Annotated in this window: 14 protein-coding genes; 8 read left to right on the forward strand and 6 right to left on the reverse strand. The window is 57.3% G+C overall.

The genetic code is table 11. The features are described from left to right. Window positions 1-659 precede the first annotated feature (659 nt). Window positions 660-1451 carry a transposase gene (locus VG146_00550; protein HEV2390827.1) on the forward strand — a complete coding sequence of 264 codons (792 nt, stop codon included), beginning with the start codon at window positions 660-662 and terminating at the stop codon, window positions 1449-1451. Here VG146_00550 and VG146_00555 read toward each other — a convergent pair. Further along, window positions 1403-1978: a permease prefix domain 1-containing protein gene (locus tag VG146_00555; GenBank protein ID HEV2390828.1), complete on the reverse strand. Its 576-nt coding sequence runs from the start codon at window positions 1976-1978 to the stop codon at window positions 1403-1405. The two genes, VG146_00550 and VG146_00555, sit on opposite strands and share 49 nt — an antisense overlap. After that, on the reverse strand, window positions 1951-2289 hold the full coding sequence (locus VG146_00560; GenBank protein ID HEV2390829.1) for a PadR family transcriptional regulator: 339 nt from the start codon (window positions 2287-2289) through the stop codon (window positions 1951-1953). The genes VG146_00555 and VG146_00560 overlap by 28 nt, the downstream gene beginning before the upstream one ends. Window positions 2290-2682: 393 nt before the next feature. On the opposite strand from VG146_00560, the gene VG146_00565 reads away from it, so the two are divergent. Both VG146_00565 and VG146_00570 read left to right on the forward strand, forming a co-directional pair. Next, a complete protein-coding gene (locus VG146_00565; GenBank protein HEV2390830.1) occupies window positions 2683-2946 on the forward strand; it encodes a transposase in 264 nt (87 codons plus the stop codon). Window positions 2947-3165: 219 nt separating this feature from the next. Then, window positions 3166-3528: a hypothetical protein gene (locus VG146_00570; GenBank protein HEV2390831.1), complete on the forward strand. Its 363-nt coding sequence runs from the start codon at window positions 3166-3168 to the stop codon at window positions 3526-3528. A 39-nt stretch (window positions 3529-3567) separates the two neighbouring features. Here VG146_00570 and VG146_00575 read toward each other — a convergent pair whose 3' ends face one another. From VG146_00575 to VG146_00590, 4 genes are all read right to left on the reverse strand, one after another. Beyond that, the gene (locus tag VG146_00575) at window positions 3568-5559 is read right to left on the reverse strand and encodes a sulfatase-like hydrolase/transferase (protein HEV2390832.1); all 1992 of its coding nucleotides are present in this window, start codon (window positions 5557-5559) and stop codon (window positions 3568-3570) included. Between the two features lie 11 nt (window positions 5560-5570). Continuing rightward, window positions 5571-6767, reverse strand: a complete 1197-nt coding sequence (locus VG146_00580; protein ID HEV2390833.1) for a CvpA family protein — start codon at window positions 6765-6767, stop codon at window positions 5571-5573. 289 nt (window positions 6768-7056) lie between these two features. After that, complete coding sequence (locus VG146_00585; protein ID HEV2390834.1) at window positions 7057-7776, reverse strand: hypothetical protein; 720 nt, start codon at window positions 7774-7776, stop codon at window positions 7057-7059. An 11-nt stretch (window positions 7777-7787) separates the two neighbouring features. Further along, the gene (locus VG146_00590) at window positions 7788-9155 is read right to left on the reverse strand and encodes a Gfo/Idh/MocA family oxidoreductase (protein ID HEV2390835.1); all 1368 of its coding nucleotides are present in this window, start codon (window positions 9153-9155) and stop codon (window positions 7788-7790) included. Window positions 9156-9295: 140 nt separating this feature from the next. Between VG146_00590 and hisG the strand changes: the two genes are divergently transcribed. The 5 genes from hisG (at window position 9296) to VG146_00615 (ending at window position 15899) form a co-directional block, all read left to right on the forward strand. Further along, complete coding sequence (gene hisG / locus VG146_00595) at window positions 9296-10177, forward strand: ATP phosphoribosyltransferase (GenBank protein HEV2390836.1); 882 nt, start codon at window positions 9296-9298, stop codon at window positions 10175-10177. 10 nt (window positions 10178-10187) lie between these two features. After that, entirely contained in the window at window positions 10188-11759 is a 1572-nt protein-coding gene (dacB, locus tag VG146_00600) for a D-alanyl-D-alanine carboxypeptidase/D-alanyl-D-alanine-endopeptidase (GenBank protein ID HEV2390837.1), read from the forward strand. A gap of 62 nt (window positions 11760-11821) precedes the next feature. Then, window positions 11822-12226 (forward strand): hypothetical protein, encoded by a 405-nt coding sequence (locus tag VG146_00605; protein HEV2390838.1) that lies wholly within the window; start codon window positions 11822-11824, stop codon window positions 12224-12226. 349 nt (window positions 12227-12575) lie between these two features. Continuing rightward, window positions 12576-13622 (forward strand): hypothetical protein, encoded by a 1047-nt coding sequence (locus VG146_00610; GenBank protein ID HEV2390839.1) that lies wholly within the window; start codon window positions 12576-12578, stop codon window positions 13620-13622. Between the two features lie 483 nt (window positions 13623-14105). Next, a complete protein-coding gene (locus VG146_00615) occupies window positions 14106-15899 on the forward strand; it encodes a hypothetical protein (protein HEV2390840.1) in 1794 nt (597 codons plus the stop codon). The last annotated feature ends 346 nt before the right edge of the window (window positions 15900-16245 follow it).

The raw sequence follows: 16245 nt of genomic DNA on the forward strand, positions 1-16245 counted from the left end.
AGTCCGCAAACTTCTCCAGCGCCTCTCAGAGGCTAACTGGCGCCTGCTTCAACTGCCGCCGCCAGACTGACAATGCCTGAATTTAAAGACCTGCCCGACGACTTCTCTTGCCCCTATCGGGATGGGTGCCCTTATTTGGAAGGACTCTCCACCGGCTGGGTCTTTCACCAGTATCAGCACACCCAGCCCACAGAGTGCCATTACGAATATCAACTGGAGGAGATTAACAAGCAGTTACGCCAAGAACAGCGGCATGGCAAAGAACTCCAACTGGAGAATCAACAACTCCGGGCTCAACTTCACGCCCTGCAGCTGGAAGCCGTCTCGGAACTCCACCAACACATCCAGGAAGACATCGTGCTGGAACCGCGCACGGTGGTCACCTGCTTTCGCCACCAGATGGCCCACTGCCCAAAGTGCGACAAGGATGTGTGGCGGTGCGGACCGGGGGAAATGCCTGGCGCTTACATCGGTCCGGCAGCCAAAGCCACCGCCGCCTACCTGCGCTATCAACTCAATGTTTCGGACCGTAAAATCAGCCAGTTTTTCAGCGATTTCTTCGGGCTGAACTTCGTGCCGGCCAGCGCTTATGGGTTCGAGCGCCAGGCGGTCCGTCGCGGCCTACGCTCTACGAGGACCTGTTGCAAAAGATTCGCTCGTTGCCTGTCGCGCACGGCGACGAGACCTCCTGGCGGCATGACGGCCAGCCCTACTGGGCGTGGTATGCCGGCAATGACGATTTGGCCTTCTACCACCTCGACGCGCACCGCTCGGCCGAAGCCGCCCGAGCGGTATTTGGCGAGCGCTTCGACGGGACTCTGGTAGCCGATGCCTTTGGCTCCTATAATGGAGTCCACCCCAAAGACCGGCAGTCGTGTCTGGCTCACATCAAAACCAAAGCCAAAGAATTGGAGGCCGAGCTGGCGCTACTCAAGGGCAAGGCGGCTGACCCTCGTGCCCGCCAGTTCTGCCAGGACATTCAAGGCTGGGTCCGCGCCGCCTGCCAGGCCCATCACCAACTGGCTCGTGGCCGATGGCCGGCCAGAGCGGCCAGACCCAAAGGAGAGTCGTTGCGCTGCCAGTTGCGTCATTTGTGTGCCACTGCGTTGCGATACCCAAAAGCCGAGGCGTTTCGCAAACGCTTATCGGGGCCGGAGCAGAAGCTGCTTTTGACCTGCTTTCGCCGCCGGCAGGTTCCGCCCACTAATAATCAGGCCGAGCGGAGTCTGCGGCCGCTGGTCATCATGAGAAAAATCGTGCAGGGTACTCGCTCGGACAAGGGCCTGCAGAATCACAGCGTGCTGCGCAGTCTCTTCGAGACCGCTCGCCGCCAGGGCAAGAAACCTCACGAGTTTTTCCGCGTGCTCCTGACACAGAACACCGCCCAAGCGCAGGCTGTCCTCTATCGCAAAGCGCTCAGTCCCAGACCGCGCGCGCCGCTTCGTTGTTGAGACAAAGGTGTGCGCCAGTTAGCCTCGCCAATACGAGCTAAACTGTTACCTGGTCGCTTCTCTGTTTCAACCCGAGGTCTGGCGCTACGAAGTCGCTCCCTGGCCCGAACGCGTGTTCGCCGGCAAATATCCCCCGCACGCAGCGCGTGAGGAACGGAAAGGGATTCCACCTGCTTATAAATATCCATTATCCAGCCAATGATGGAGTGAAATACAACTGATGAGATTCGTCCACAAAGAAAAGACCAGACACCCGAGCACCATCCAAAACACCCTGTTGCGCCAGAGTGCTGACGGGTCGATTTTTCAAATTCTTCGCCAAGCCGTTCCGGTTGGCCGATGCGGCGGCGTGCGAGCCAGAAGGATTCCTCATCGTTCGCCCCGTGTTGCTGGAATCCGGCAACGGCATCACGCAGATGCGTTTCCAGTTCACGCCGGACTTCCGCCGTGAGACTGGTTTGTGCGGCCAGTTCCTGCAGCCAGCTTTCAATGGCGTAGTTCAGATTGAAGCGGGTTTGATTTTCCATAATTTCCTCAAGGTGTTGTGAACGGTCAGCCATTGCTGACGCTCAGTTTTGAGAACTTTGCGGCCACCGGAATTGATGAAATAGTATTTTCGCTCGCGTCCCGTGTCAGCTTCCCTCCATTCCGAATCGATCAGACCGTCGCGTTCCAGCCGATGCAAAACAGGATACAGCATCCCGTCGCTCCACTGAATCTGCCCGCCAGAAAGCTCGCGCACTTTCTGGATGATTTCATAGCCGTAACTTTCGCCCTCGGCGAGTATGGACAACAGCAGGGGTTTCGTGGAGGCGGCCACCATATCTTTAGCAAGCATTGAACCTCTATACATTGAAGTACAATGTATGTCAACCGCGAAATTGAACGCCAACACGCCAACATAATGCCTCAGTGACTACGGGCCTGCCGGCTGAAGCCGGCGTTCCGGACGCGCGGAACGCCGCCTTTAGGCGGCAGCGCCCGCCGTCACTAACCGATTACACGCCAACGGCGTCGCTCATACCACCCCAGGCCAACGGCCTCGGTAAAGCCATTATTGAATTGAAAGGAATTTGCTTTTTGGCACGCGAATTGTTTTGTACGCTGCGCGGGTGATTATTAACGTTGATTTCGGTCTTTGTCAGGTGGGGGTCAGAACAGCTTATTTTGACTGCGTGTCAGCATCTTCGGCGCTTGACTTTTCCTCGAAGGCATCGCATCTTGGCTTCCAATGGCAAGGAAGCTGCGACTTCAATACCCAGGGGCCATTTACCACGCCATGAATCGGGGCGACCGCCGCGAGCCGATCTTCCTCGACGACCAGGACCGCCATCAATTCATTGATACCCTCGGCCAAGCGTGTGAGAAAACCGATTTGCAGGTCCACGCCTGGTGCCTCATGAACAATCACTTTCATCTGCTGCCCGGTTTCCTTCGTTCCAATTTGTTAGCCGATTCCAACCTCCACCTTCTGATCATGCCCCCAGAAGATTGAACGAAATCAAAAAAAGCAGTTGACGCGTCTCATGCGCTCTTTGCGTTCTTTTGCGGCTCTGCCGCGCTGTGCCTCTGTATCTCTGTGGTGAAAAGGGTAGGAAATGAACAGCGCAAATCTGGAAGCCGAAAGACAGAAGTTGAACGGGGATAGGAGACGGCCTTTTTTCTCCCTTGCCGCCTGGGACTTAACTCAGCAAGTTGAAAAGCGGTCTTTTTTATGAAATCGGGCCGGTGGTCTTTCACGATTTTCCTGTTGGCCAGTTATGTGGCGATATTTAATTTATGGCTGCGGCTGAGCGGGAAATGGATTCTGCTGAGCGCCCTGGTTTCCGTGGTCATTCTCACCATGCTGCTGTCGGCCGTGAGGCGCCGAGGATATTTTCTCAATGGTTGGGACATGATGTTTCACGCGGTGATCATTATGGACATCCTGATTGAAGGACTCTTTCAAGAACATTTTGGGTTTTATTGGTGTGCGTTGGGATTCGCGGCGTGCATCGTTGCCTACCGGCTGTTGCGACGCCGGGCGGTAACCGCTCAGGTCAGGAGGGACGACCTCCCGCAAATCCCCGTTATTTAGTTAATGGCCGCCATCGGGCGGATGCGAGTTATTCGCCTCTCAGGGACTTTTCCCAAAAACCGGGCGCCTGCTGATGTCCGGGCCTGAGAATTCCACCGATAAGAGGACCGGCCCGGGGCTGTGGCGATAAAACAATCGGACCGGATGCGCGCCGGCTTGTAGAAGAATTGATGCCGAGATTTCAGTCCCATCATGGTTGAAATCATCGTCAATCACATGGGCCTCGTGCACCCACATCTGGGCGCCGGAATCGGATTTCAAATAAAAGGTGTAAAGGCCGTCGCGCGGCACATCGAGCACCCCTTTGAAGCTGGCGCCAAAAGCCGCATTGGTTTCGTTTAATGGCTGCTCGAGTGTGGCTGCTTCACCCGTATTTGCCGGGACCAACGCATCGAAATCCGGCACCCAAGGCCAGGCGCCAGGGAAAACTGCATAGCGGACCGAGCCAGGTTTCATGGAAGCAGAATGAACCGGAGGGACGAGGTCCCCGTCGTAGGGCCGGCGGGTGCTGGGTTCAGGGCGGCGGACCTGCCGCACCAGTTCATTGATTTGCTTCATCAGAGCGGCGTTGGTTGAATATTGGGCCAGATTGAAGTCCTCGTGCGGATCGGTCGCCACATTATAGAGCCGGAACGGCTCCGAGGAATTGGTAATCGCGTAGCGCACGGCCGTGAAGTTTCCCAGGCGCAGCGCCTGCAATTGGCCTCGGGTGGGGATGGCCTTGCGCGCGAACAACTCTCGATCGACCGGGAATTGCTTCAGTCGTTTCGTTACAAAGGCATACTCCCAGTAAAGAAAGCCGCGGCTGCGTTGGCGCCCGCTGCCCAGGAGCGTGGGCATTAGGGAGACGCCATCAGACTGCGCCGGTGGGGGCAGGCCGCCCAACTGGGCGAAGGTCGGCATCCAATCAGAAAAGGAACAAGCGAAATCGCTGCTCGAACGAGGCGCGATATGCCCCGGCCACCAGGCGAAGGTCGGTTCCCGAATGCCCGCCTCCCAAAGGTCGCGCTTGATCCCGTGCATGACGCCCCACGACCCGAAGAACCGCGGGTCCTGCCCCTTTTCATTGTGCGGTCCATTGTCCGAGCTAAACACCACGAGGGTGTTGGCGGCCAAATTCAGGTCCCGCAGCAATTGGAGAATGTCTCCGACGGCGTCGTCCAGGCGGCGGACCATTGTGGCGTGGCGTTTCTCGACATCCGGCCAATCCTGGTTTGCGTAATCGGGATGATACCACGAGTTGGTTCTCCCGGAGTTGGTGTTCAAAGGCCACTGCAACCCTCCTTTGAGGCCACGCCCGCTCGGATACGGCTGCGTCGGGAGTTCCTCGAAAAAGTGAGGCGCGGTGAACGCCAGATACAGGAAGAAGGGTTTTGCTGGAGCAGACGCCCGCTCGCGAATGAACTTTTTGGCCCGGGCGGCGTACAGGTCTGTATCGTAAGCGGCGTCCAGCCCATTGGTGATTGGGCTGAACATGTCCATGATCAAGCCGGTATTGCCGGGATAATGGTGATGAGCCTGACCATGGCCAAGGACCCCATAGAACTCATCAAAGCCATGCCGCAATGGATGTCCCGGAAAGGATGGCCCTCGGCCTTGCAGACCCCATTTGCCGATCGCGCCCGTGTAATAACCAGCCCGTTTCAGCACGGTGGCTAACGTGTGGTTCACCGGCAGCGCCTTATCAAACTGGTTGTCGCGGATGGGGCAATTCCCCTGGTTCTGGCCCATCAGCAGGGAGGCGCGGGCTGGGGCGCAGACCGGCGCGGAAGTGTAGTGCTGGCGCAGCACCATTCCTTGGGCCGCCATCGAATCAAGCTGCGGGGTCGCCATGCGCGGCATTCCAGAAGGGCGGCTGTTCTGGTACAGAACCCCCAGGTCTCCATACCCGAGATCATCCGCCAGAATGAAAATGATGTTCGGATGGCCCGGTGGTGTAGAAGCGTCCGACTCGACGCCATGGGCCACAAGGATTCCCATGGCCAATCCGGCAAACACTGCGCGCTGAACCAGAGGATGCCAGGCGTTCATGTTGGCTGTGGCTAATCCTCCCGGTCGAATACCAAATCCATTCCCGGGTTCTTAATGGTAAGCCGGTCCCCCTCGACTGTTGCGTTCAGGTCCATGCCTGAGAAGCTGATGAGGTACTTGCCATCGACATCTTTCCATTGGCCTTCGTAGTCCTGGGGGCTGCCCGGGGTCCCCGCCTTGAGCGGCGGCAGGCTCTTAATTGAAATCTGATTATCCGGCTTGGCAATCAGGCCGGTCTTGCCGAATTGAACCTCGACGTACTTTCTTACCCGCTGCATTTCACTAGCTGGAATGCTGGGTCTAGCCCGGCGCATTGCCGCCACGCCGGCGCCCACGTTGAAGGTCCAACGGCCAAGGATTTTGATCGGGTCATATTTGGCGGACCTCCCGCTCGCCAGGTAAGCATTCAGGTCGCTAAGGTCCGGCGCAATCGTGTTCCAAATGGTCTTGAGTTCGTCGGGATTGCTGCGGATGGCCGCGATGTTTGGGTCATCGAGTAGGGTCATGATCGGGTCCTGCTGTTGCCAGGACCTGATAAAACCTTGGTCATTGCCCAGGGCCTGGAATGCGGGCGAGTCGGCCAGGCCAAGCAGCCCAGGATAATTCCTCAAGCGCGCCTCGGCCAAAGGATTGCGGTAAATCAAGGCCGCGAAATCGGCCATTTGATAATCCAAATTGGGGATGGAGTCGAACGATCTCGCCACTTTGTCCATGCCGGTCCGGTGCAGGTCGCGGCCCATGACATCGAGTAAGCGCATCCATTTGGGGTCGGTATCGGAAGAGGCGAACTGGACGGTCATGTAGCTGGGCACATAAATGAGAAAGGCAATCAGGACAAAGTAAGCCGCGCCGTTCAGCACGCCCAGACACACCCCCAGCCGCTGATTCAGCCGCTCCCACATCGCCAGCCGCAGGTCGCCCGCCTTGTACTTGTAATACACATCCACCTTTTGGTGCGCGGCTGCCGCCGCCACCTTGAACAAAGCCGATACGATGATAAAGCCCAGTATCGGTCCCAGGGCCCACAGCAACAGGGGATTTTTTATCAACCCGCCCAGCAGCCGGCTGACCAGGCGCCCTAAGGGGACCGCTACCGCCGCGCCGGCCAAAATGCCGATAAATGAAAAGGCAACCCGAATTGCGCCCTGCCGCAGCCCAAGGGCTGCCACCGAAGCCATCACGATTACCGCCAAAATCCAAGTCGTCATAACCGAGGCATTAAAAGGCGCTCGCCGGCAAATAGCACGTTAAAATTTGAGGGGGTGCTTCTGGAGCGCGCTGGCAGGATTCTTCAGGGCTGACGCCTCGGTGTATATATGCTCTCCATATACTCTTGGAGAGGAGTTCCCTGGAAAAAAGGTGCATCCGAAGAATCCTGTCATGCGCCCGTTTCTGGAGCGACGGCGGCGCTTTTGGAGCTGCGGTGCGGCGCGCGCTATCCAAAGCGGCGCCGCGCTCCGGTTGCCGCCGCACTCCACACGCCTGCGCATGACTGGCTTAGCCCGATGCCTCCGGTTGGTCTGGAAGCAGAATGCGACTTAACTCGGGGAGGGCTTTGATGCCTTCTTTATCAAGAATTGCGGTGATGATGATCCTCCCAAGTTCCAGCACGCGCTCGGAGATGGGCTTGAGGTCCTCGCCGAATTTTCGCATCGCAATGCCGGCCTCGCCCATAAAACCCCAGAACCGATCGATGTCGTTCGTCTTGCGATGCAGTTCGCTGCGCATGGCCTCGAGGCGGCGCAGCAGCCGTCGCTTTTGGTCTTCGGTCATCAGGGCGCTGTTGAGCAACAACTCGCGCAATTCATTGATCAAATGCTGCAAGCGCTGAAAATCGGCCTCGGAAAACTCGTAGGCCGACGCTTTGGCGAACAGGGAAAGGTACTCGTCGGTTTTGGTTTCGAAATAGCCTTTGGCATGGCGGCTGGAGAGCTCGGCCCGGACGGTGTCCCGCAATTGGCTGAAAAAAGCGCTGACGTTGGCGATGTTCTGATGCCGCTGCGGCCCGATGTCGGGGAATGGTTGGAGTGTGGCATCACGGGCGGCGGCGAAGGCCCTTAGGATGCTGAGAGCCTCGACGTAATCATCGTGGTGGTCGGGTAATTGGCGCGCATGGCCGTCGAAACGCTCGAATTCTGCGCAGAGCGCGGCCAGCGCTTCGAAATTATCCCCCGGCAAATGGCTCAACATTCTTGCCGGGAAAAACGCGGTTTTCATCAAAGAGGCTCTTACAAGCTCCAACCTGCCCGATAGGCCGGGTTGATGAAGTCATTGGCTTGGGAGCAATTCGTGAACTGCGCGGCGGGTGCATCCCATTCCAGTTTGGTGCCGGGCAATTTAGTCGCAATGACCCCCAGCAAAGCGATTTCTGTTAGAGGCCCGCCGTAGGAGAAATCCGAGCCCGATCTGGTCCCGTGCTTAATGGCCTGCAGCCAGTCCCAATGGTGCTCTTTGACGCGCGGGATCGTTTTGGCCGGCTTTTTGTAGGCATCCATTTTGGTCTGGGGGATGAGCCGGACCTCGCGCGCTCCATGTGAGCCATAAACCATCGTGCCTTTGTCGCCCATGACAACCGCCCCGGTATCGATGTCCCGCTCGTCGGCTTCGAGTTCCGGTGGGCGCGGGATGCGTTCGACTCCGCTATACCAGCGCAGCGTTACCGGGCCGCGGTTGGCTTTGGATGCAAATTCGTAGGTGATGATCTCCCCTTTGGGATAGGCGTCGCCCTGCGTCTTGGGATTATAATTCTTTACCTCAGCCTGAATGGTCTTGGGAGCGCCAAGGTCCAAGGCCCAGAAAACCGGGTCCACCACGTGGCACGCCCAATCCCCGACTGTTCCATTGCCAAAAGGCACCCACCCGCGCCAGGAGCCGGGCAGATAGGCGGGGTTGTAGGGGCGGTCGTGGGCTGGCCCAAGCCATTGGTTCCAATCCAGGCTGGCGGGCACATCAAAATGCTCGCGGAGACTCGGCAACCGGTCCAGCCCGGAGTTTACCGCATTGCAACCGGCGTTAATGGTGTGCACCTGGCCGATCGCGCCGTCCCAAATCCACTCGCAAAAATCGCGGATGGAATTAAACGAGTGCCCCTGGTTGCCGAGTTGGGTGACCACGTTATGTTCCCTGGCGGCCTTCATTAATTCGCGCACCTCATGGATTGAGTGGGCCAGCGGTTTCTCGCAATAGAGATGTTTGCCGCGCTTTATGGCGGCCATCGCCGCTACGGCGTGAAAATGGTCGGGTGTGGCTACAAGCACCGCGTCGATGTCCTTTTCCATCGCATCGAACATCTTGCGGAAATCGCGATACTGTTTGGCTTGCGAAAACTTCTCGAACGAGCCGGCCGCCCGGCGGGAATCGACGTCGCACAGCGCAACGATGTTATTGTCCTTGCCGAGCACATCGAGGTTGGCGGCGCCCTGGCCGCCGACGCCAATCCCGGCGATGTTCAACCGCTCGCTTGGGGGTGTGGCTCCGCTGGCTGCCACGACATGGCGCGGCGCCACCATCACCCCCGCTGCCACAGCCCCGGTGGCGCGAAGAAAATGACGGCGAGTAAAACGAACCTGTTCTGGATTCTTAACCTCTGTTGACATGCTGCCATTGTGCAAGGTCCGCCATCGCCTGACAAGGCCCTTTAAAGCCAGAAAAAGATGGCTTTACCGCGAGGATAATGGCAGAACACAGCCTCGCGCGGAGGCGCCGGCGCGGCGCCCTACAAAGCGCGAGTTGAATCATGAAGGATAAAAAGATATTACGTTTCGGATTGCCCAAGGGCAGTCTGCAGGACGCCACCATCGAGAAGATGGCCAAGGCCGGCTATAATATCTCGGTCAGCAGCCGCTCGTACGTGCCGTATGTGGACGACCCCGAGCTGGAGATACGCCTCATCCGGGCCCAGGAGATTAGCCGTTACGTCGAGCATTCCTTCCTGGACTGCGGCATAACGGGCTATGATTGGATTCAGGAGAACGGCTCGAAGGTCCACGAGGTGGGCGAATTCCAGTTCAACAAGGCAACCCGGCAGACCGCCCGCTGGGTGCTGGCCGTGCCCGAGGATTCCCCCATTCAATCAGTGAAAGATTTGCAGGGAAAGCGCATTGCAACCGAGTTGGTAAAGCTGACAAAGAAATACCTGCGCCAGCACAACGTGAAGGCGGAGGTGGAATTCTCCTGGGGCGCAACGGAGATGAAGGCGCATGAGTTGGTGGACGCCATTGTCGATATTACCGAAACCGGTTCGTCACTTCGGGCAAACAAGCTGCGAATCGTCGATACCCTGCTGCATTCAACGCCGCGGCTCATCGCCAATCACGCTGCTTGGGGCCACGCGTGGAAACGGGCCAAGATCGAGACGTTGGCGTTGCTGCTCAAAGGCGCATTGGAAGCCGAGGCCAAGGTGGGTCTGAAAATGAATATTGCCCACAAAAACCTGGCGGCCCTTTTAAAGGCCCTTCCTGCATTGCGCAACCCGACCATTTCCAGCTTAAGCCAGGAAGGCTGGGTGGCGGTCGAGACGATTATAGACGAGCACGTGGTCCGTGAATTAATCCCGGCCCTGAAGGCCGCCGGCGCCGAGGGGATTATCGAATACCCGCTCAATAAGGTGGTGTACTGAGCGGCGGGTTATGATGCAATGGAGACTTTGGGGCGCCCTGAGTGCGGGGATGGCGGTATTGGCCATGAATGGCCCGGGCGGGCTGCCAGGCCTGGCTGTCCCGGAGGGACGGGGATCAGGAGCTATTTCGCCAAACCAGCAACCGCTCGGAGAGATATCGAAATTGCGACGAGAGCTAACCGAGCTCATCAACCAACCCAAGTACGCCGCTGCCTTTTGGGGCATTAAGATTGTGTCGCTGGATACCGGACGAACGCTGTTCGAGCACAACGCGCAGAAGCTCTTGAGCCCGGCCTCGAACTGCAAGCTTTACACGGTCGCGGTGGCCCTCGACCGCCTCGGGGCCGATTACCGCATCAAGACCTCGCTCTATGCCGCCACCCGGCCAAACGCCGGAGGTTTCCTCGAAGGTGACCTGATTGTCTATGGCCGTGGCGACCCAACGATCAACGAGAAGCTCCAGGGCGGGGACACTTTCAAAGCGCTCGAAGCGCTCGTGAGGGCCCTGACAAATGCCGGGGTCAAACGTATCAAGGGCGACCTGGTGGGGGATGACAGTTTTTTTCGCGGGCCGGAATTTGGGTCCGGCTGGGCGTGGGATGATGCCGAGTATTCTTATGGGGCGGAGATTTCGGCGTTAACAATCAATGAAAACACGGTGAAACTCAGCGCCATGCCAGGGGCGCGTGCCGGCATCCCGGCTGCGCTAGCCCTGCTATCGCCGGCGCCGTATCTGGTTCTCAGCAACCGCACGGTCACCATCGAGAAAGGCGGCAGCCGCGCCCTGACATTTTACCGGCCACTCGAGGAGAATGTTGTCTATGTCTCCGGCCAGGTCCCGTTGACCGGCGCGGGGCAGATCGAGGAGGTCCCCGTCCACAACCCGGCTGGTTTGTTTGTGGCCTTGTTCAAAGAGGCCCTGGCCCGGCATGGGATCGAGGTTGAAGGCATAGCGCGCACAACGCACTGGCTGGACCGGCAGGCGGCGCCGTTGGATTGCAGCAAGTTAATCGAATTGGGGTCGGCGGAATCATTGCCGTTGAGTGAAATCGCCCGCCAGATTGAGAAGCCGTCACAAAATCTTTACGCCGACCTGCTCCTGGACCAGGTCGGAGAATGGGCGCGTTCACCCGGCGATACGAACAGGACCTCCGAAGAACTCGGCATTGCTGAATTGGAGAAATTCCTTCAAGAGGCGGGCATAAAGCGAGACGAGGTTTTTTTCGAAGAAGGCTCGGGGCTGTCCCGAAATAATCTGGCGACGCCTGAGGCGACAGTTGCCCTGCTGGCATTCATGAGCCGGCACAAAGCGGCTGAGACCTATTTGGCGGCGCTGCCGATAGCGGGAGTTGATGGCACATTGCGCAACCGGATGAAAGGCACGCGCGCCGCCGGCGATGTGCGGGCCAAGACCGGTTCCTTGCGATGGGCCGATTCTCTTTCAGGTTATGTCACCACCGCTGCGGGTGAGCGGCTGGCGTTTTGCCTGATGCTCAACCGGTCTAATGGAGGCTCGGCGCGACTGGACCTGGATGCCATTGCCGTGAAACTGGCAGGATTAAAGGACAGAGTGGGTTCATAAGCGATCCGTGGCCAGGAATAAATTCTCTTTCCCTTTTTAGGGGGTGGGCTAGAGTTTCGCGCATGCCGGAGATTGTGGAGTTTGTTAATCGTGGGGCGGGGTCGATTACCCCAGCAGTTGTGGAGAAAATGCTGCGGCATTTGCCACAATGGAAGCTGGAGTTCACGCAGATTTATGAGCCGCTTTTTCCGCATTTAGTGGACCAACTCGAATTCCTGGCCAACGCGGTCGAGGACATTGCCGAAGGGGCCTATAAGGATTTGCCATACATCGCTTTTGCGCAGGCGGTGTTCGCCTTGATTTACTCGCACAAAAAGGTCGGCATCATTCCCGATACAGTATTAAATCTCGGTCGCGCGGATGATTCCAGCGTGGTGCGCGCGGTGCTCATTCAGAACGAAAAGGCCTTCGCCATCTACGCCGCCGGACAGAACATCGAGTGGTCCAAGATTACCAGCCAGCCGTAGCCCGCCACGAAAAACACCCATGGTGAAGTGGTCGAGCAACGTTCAGATGGGGCAAATATTGGGCCTGCTTCGTAGGGCGAGGCGAGGGATCGAGAAAACTGAATTAGAACAAGCCCTCCTTGCTCTATTGAAATTGAGAACGTCCTTTTTGGCGGCGAAGTCTCGAGGTGAGCGAGGTGCTTTGGGTCAGGGTCGCGGTAAGAGTTTTCGAGAGCATCGCATTAGCACGCCATGAGTACTCGAAGCAGTCTTGGCAAGCGAAGCTGAGCACGCAACCATCAGTCCTCAACAGTCCCTTTAAATTCATTTAAATTCAAAAAGATGTTGACGACCTCTTTAAAACCTGCGCATGATTTGCGTCGAGACCACTGCGAAAATGAGTCAGACTCAAAAAAGCGGTTCTCCCTTCCCTGCGTGGCCAAGAGCAATCCTCAGTGCAGCTTTATCGCTACTCTCTGCGGCGTCAAGTCATGCTGGCGTGGCGGCGGACTCGAAGCTTGCCACGTTTCAGAAATTCGTAAATGGTGAGATTTCGATAAGAGAGGCCACCGTCTATCGAAAGATCACCGAGCGCGGCAAGGTAATAAACCAGGGATGGTGGCGATTTAGCTGGCAGAAAGACGGCCAGACCTGGTACGTCCAGCTCCTGATCCCTGACAAACAGGAACCCTCCAAACTGGTGCCGCAGGAGGGCAACTGCGTCTGCGGAGCCTCGCTGAAAGAGTTTTGGGTTGTCAGCGACAAGGACGTTCATGTCGCGGCCAAGGGTCAGGCGTCAGGCAGTTGCCCTGATGAGTACGGAAGCCTATACCGCAACCTGATGTTCAGCGCGCTTTCGCTCGGGGTGCCTCGGCGCAAAGACGTCCTTTCAGTTAGCGAGGTTCGGTGGGAAGGGGTGCGTTTCACCACCGCAGTCCCCACCAACTTTGTTTTAAACAGAGTAACTGGGAGCGGCGCTATTACAGGCAAACTCAACGTCGCTCCAGATGGACTGCCCAGATCGGCTGAATATCCAAGCCTCGGCAACTTTATGGGTGGATCAGTTACTTACCAGCATGAACAACAGTCGGCAATCCCCGTAATTTTCACCGTTCAAGACTCCAAATGGGCTATGCGCTACGAATTTCTTTCACTCGAACTGGGGAGTAACGAACTGCAACATGCCGATGGGTTTCTCCCCGGAGACTTTGCTAAGGCAAAACTTAATCGCCATTTCACATACTGGACAAATGATCGGCCATATTCCTTAACGGATAGGGGGTTTGCGCCTGCCTTCGGCCTTACTCCAGTCGGTGCGCCACTCAGAACAACGGGAACCCTTATCATGCTCTTGCTGAGCGTCGTCTCCGCAACCTTTCTTGCGCTATGGTATTGGCGCCAGAGAAAAAAGCAGTAAATAAAATAAAAACAAAATCCATGAACGAAACAAAAGGAGAAGTATGCGTGAAAAGAAAACGATAATTGTTGCTCTGCTCGCGGCTGCGTTCAGCGCTGCCGCGTGCTTCATGCCCTTCGACCCTCACTGCGGTCCCACGAGTAGTACCCCTTGCCCTGATGGCAGCGGGGCTTTCGCAACATGCACAAGCACCGATACGAAGTCATTGGCTACGACGGGGTCAGGCGGAGTGTGTAATACAGCCCCGTCGGGTGGCGTGTGTAATTATTCATGTAGTTGGACGGCTGCGGACGGTACGCTAGTATATTGTGGGGGTACGTCTACGCCATGGACGGGGCTGGAGCCAGACGGGGAGTCGGGCGATTGCCCTGACCAGTGCCCCGATTAAGGCCCGGAGCCATGGGTATCAGTCCATCAGAGCGCAGGCCTGTCTTGGCCTGCGCGTCTATTGTATTCATAACGGCTGCGGCGAAGGCGTTCAGCTTGGTGCTTGGAACTGGGCTGCTCGCCCAGCCGCATCCATTCCTGCCGGGGACCTTCGGGGTCTATGTCTGGCTGGGCTTGGCGGCCGAGATTGGCGCGCTCGGGATTCTGGCGGCTCGGGGGACACGCCCGTTCCTAACGGTATGCCTGGGGTTGAGCGTTATGTTCATAGGCTACCACGCAATTGGGGCGGGACTGCGGGTTCCGGCTCCGTGCCCGTGCCTGGGAGGGCTGCTAGGGCACTGGAAACCAATGGTGCAGGTGGAGTCCGCGATTTCGTTCGTGCTCGCTTGTGGGCTTGGCACCGCTTCGTTTGGCGGGTTGTTCGCAACTTCCAGACACACGCTCCCAGCCCCGGATGACGAACCGTCCCTTTGGCCCGCGCTTGGGACGGCATGTTTATGGCTCCTTGCTGGGACTGTGATCGTATGGCTCTGGCGCGGTCGCGTCCTTGGCGGTGATGAGGGCATGGAGGCCGCAAAGTCGCTTCAATTTCTTAAGGGGCATGGCAGCCGGATGTGGAATGACCAGCCGGCCTTGTGGTCAATAGTGGGAGCGGTTCTTTTTCGGGTATGCGGCCCCTCGCTCTCCTGGGGCCGAATGTTGGTCGTGTTGGTTGGAGCATCCATGCCATTGGTGTGGGTCGCCTACTGGTCCCGCGAGGGTCTCAAGTGGTCGGCTGCGATTTCCACGATTCTCTTGTGGCTCGCGGGGCCGTCCTATTTCGCCTCATTCATGCTTGAGGCGCCAGCTTACTCGATTGGTTTGGCCTCCCTGCTGCCACTCATTCTTCGTGGCGATGGTTGGTTGCCGTTTTGCATTTCAGTATTACTCGCAGCTACAGGGCTTTCTGTAAAACTCACGGCTGCGTTTGCGCTGGTTGTGCCATTCGCCTGGTTATGTCAGAGAAGCTACTGGCGCGCTGTGGGGTGGGGGTTCTCAACAGTGACCATTACCATCGTAGGCTCATTAATACAACCCGGCTGGTCGTGGGCAACGATGGTAAGTTCGCACCTGGATTTCGTAGCGAAAGAAGTGTGGTTGTATCACATGGACCCAGCGATCTATGCGGACGCTTGGCTCATCTGTCTCCTCGCCCTCTTTGCGATAGCCAATCGCTACGCCACAAGCCGGCTACGCCCGCTTGCTCCATGGCTGTGGGCGGAGGGGGTGGCGTTGCTTATTCACCTGGTACACCGGCCGTTCTGGGATTTTTATAACCTTCACTTATTGACACCGCTTGCGGTCATTGCAGGGGTGGGGGCAGTCGATCTATGGAAGTCGCTTCATTCGGCCAGTCTCACACGCCTGCAATACCGATCGACGTCTGGGGCTGCAATCACCCTCTGCCTGCTCTGGGCTTGGCAGCAGGAATCTCGCATAGCAGCCGATCTAGGAGCCTCTACGGAATTTGCGGGCTCGGCCATACAGGGTGGTCTAAAATCCCTAGAACGATCGCACAGCGCAGCGTTCGCGATGAACCCCTTGTGGACGTTCGCCGCCGATGAGGCCCAAACGCCTGCAGAACTGACTATCCTTCCGCGGAAGCGTTTCTGGTCTGGACAAATCAGCGAATCCGTAGTTGTGGCAATGCTCGCATCGAATCACGTTGATGCGCTTGTTCTGGCTCAGGATCTAGCGAGTCAGCCCGCATGGACAAATCTTCTTGCGGGGTACCTTCCAACGGCGCGTGATGGCGAAACGGTGCTGTTCGTGCGGCGGGAATTGAATCCCCATCCCATCTCAACAAGCAATGACCAGCGCAGCGTAATACTGCACCAGATCGGATTTTAGTCGTTTCCCCTTCTCCTGCCTTTTTGCGTTCGGCCATACTTCAAACCCGCGATAAGATTGACCCGAAAAAGTGCTCAGAGCGGGAACCTCGTTTAAGTTTAGCTAAGGCTCCGCCGGTTCCGCTTATTCCAACCAAATTTCAGATTCATACCGAAATTCCAGAGGCTCACGATGAAGATGGCCGCCAGATTGCCAACGTACATATTCTGACATTTTGGCGCTAATTTATGGGAGGTTATTGGAGGTTCAGACCTTAGTTTTCCGCAGTGTTGCGCGGTTTTGCTGCTTTCAAGAGCTTTCCAACTCACAGGAGCGGTCCTCTGGGTGACTTTAAAATACCTTCGGA

The organism is Verrucomicrobiia bacterium, assembly GCA_035946615.1.
Classification (GTDB): domain Bacteria; phylum Verrucomicrobiota; class Verrucomicrobiia; order Limisphaerales; family UBA8199; genus DASYZB01.